This is a genomic window from Vicinamibacteria bacterium, assembly GCA_035620555.1.
Classification (GTDB): Bacteria; Acidobacteriota; Vicinamibacteria; order Marinacidobacterales; family SMYC01; genus DASPGQ01.
Genome location: DASPGQ010000802.1, coordinates 1 through 2212, shown reverse-complemented (window position 1 = coordinate 2212; position 2212 = coordinate 1). Strand labels below are relative to the sequence as shown.

3 protein-coding genes are annotated in these 2212 nt (G+C 62.6%); all 3 read right to left on the bottom strand.

Going from position 1 to position 2212, the window contains the following annotated elements:
- Positions 1–1321: PilT/PilU family type 4a pilus ATPase (locus tag VEK15_32205; protein ID HXV65403.1), on the bottom strand; the 1321-nt coding region annotated here is incomplete at its 3' end.
- 15 nt (positions 1322–1336) lie between these two features.
- Entirely contained in the window at positions 1337–1816 is a 480-nt protein-coding gene (locus VEK15_32200) for a hypothetical protein (protein HXV65402.1), read from the bottom strand.
- A gap of 82 nt (positions 1817–1898) precedes the next feature.
- A partial coding sequence (locus tag VEK15_32195; GenBank protein ID HXV65401.1) for an EVE domain-containing protein occupies positions 1899–2212 on the bottom strand: 314 nt, incomplete at its 5' end.

Below are 2212 nucleotides of genomic sequence, written 5' to 3'. Positions count from 1 at the left end.
AGGTCTTGGCCTCCCGGATCAGGCTGGCGACCGCCTGATTGGCGAGCAGTATCTCGAGCGCGGCGATCCGCCCGCCTCCGATCTTCTTGCAGAGCACCTGCGCGATGACGCCCTTCAGCGCATCGGAGAGCATCACCCGGATCTGCTCCTGTCGATCGGGCGGGAACTGGTCGACGATGCGATCGACCGTCGACACCGCGGTCGTGGTATGCAGGGTTCCGAACACGAGATGACCCGTCTCGGCGGTCTCGATGGCAATGGCGATCGTCTCGAGGTCGCGCATCTCGCCAACCAGAACGATGTCGGGGTCCTCTCGCAGGGCCGCTCGGAGCGCGGTCTTGAACGACTCGGTATTCCGCCCCACTTCTCTCTGATTGACGAGGCATTTCTGGTTTCGGTGAACGAACTCGATGGGATCCTCGATGGTGATGATGTGGTCCGTTCGGTTCTTGTTGATATGGTCGATGATGGCCGCGAGAGTCGTCGACTTCCCCGAGCCACTGGGCCCGGTCACGACGACGAGACCCTTGGAGAGATAGCAGAGCTCGAGAACCGACCGGGGCAGCCCGAGTTGTTCCGCCGTCTGGATCTCGACGGGAATGCGACGGATCACCGTCCCCACACCCTTCCGATCCTCGAAGACGTTCACCCGGAAGCGCGACAGACCCGCGATCTCGTAGGCGAGGTCGGTATCCCGCCGGACCTTGAACTGCTCCCGGTTCTCGGGGGGCATAATCTCGTACATGAGCCGCTCGATAGTCTCCGAGCTGAGCTGACCGCGCTCGGACAGAAATCGGATCTCGCCGTGGACCCGGATAACGGGAGACTCGCCCGCGGAAAGGTGCAGGTCGGAAGCATCTTGAGACACCATGAAACGTAGGATGTCGTCGATCGCGTGTGGCGCGTCGCTCGGCGACGTCGCCGGAGTCCTGGGGGCCGGAGTGGGCTGGGCTGGCGACGGAGGCGATGGCCCGGCCGGGGGCCGGGCGGGTGTCGCGGCACTCTCAGTGCTCGGGACGCTCACTCGCGACCGAAGGATACGGAGGGCCGCCGTGGTATCGGTCTTCCGAAAGTCGACTTGGAACCGGCTGCCATTTCTCTGGATGTGCACGGATGCAGGCTGGCCTGGCTTCGCATGCATTCGCTCCGAGCCGAGAGCCTCCTCGGCAATCTTTTCGATCACCGTTGCCTGAAGCGGCTCGCGACCGATGTCGACCTGCTCGTTTCCGCGCACGAGGTAGACGCGTCGCCCCGCCTCGAGCCGTGCTTCGTAGGCACCGTAGTTGATGAGAGCGTCCATCAAGGACGCGATCTGCGACAAGGGATCCTCCTGCGTTCAGAGCCAGATCCGGCTCACGAAACGCTTGTTGACGTACGTTATCCCTTCGGTCACGACGACCGGAAAGAAATCCTCGTTCAAGTTGAAGAAATCGGACAAACGTGGATTCTCCACGGGGAGCAGAGACTCGACGGCTCCTTCCAACGCATGCCCATCCGTCAATTCCAGCCGAACGAGATCGACCGAGCGCGCTTGCTCACCGGTGAGGCGGGCGAGAACCGGCGCATCCGTACCCGCTTCGACCAACTGCACCAAGTCGCGATTCACCAGAAGCGTTCGACCGCTCTCGGTTACTCTGACGGGAAGGAAGCGACGGGAGCGCGCCAGGTACTCGTCCAGGCTCTCGGGCCCGGGATGCAGAGACGAGCCGGGAGCAAGAAACAGCGTGCCCGCCATCGTCGTGCCATCCGCCAGCCGCAGCCGTGCGTCGAGGTCGAGAGTAGGCACCCGATAGGGAGCTGGGTCGAGCTCTAGCACGTGATGTTCCGTTGGAAACTGGTACTTATAGAATGCCGTTCGCGGGGCGGTTTTTCAACCGCGAATCGGCAACCTCGGCAGTCTAGACCATCGGGGAGACGCCGGCGCGCTTGCAGATCGTCATCCACTCCTCGGGCGTCACCGGTTGAACCGAGAGTCGCTGGCCTTTCTTGAGAAGGGCCATTCCTCCGATCTCTTCGATGCCGCGCAGGGTCTCGAGGCTCAAGGGCTCTTGGAGCTTCTTCACGAACTCGATGTCGACCATGAACCAGTAGGGCCTTTCCTCCGTGGCACGACGGTCGTAGTACCTGCTGTTGCGGTCGAACTGGGTGAAGTCGGGATAGGCCTCTTTCACCACCCGGGCCAGACCGACGATCGCTTTCGGGTCCGCGTTCG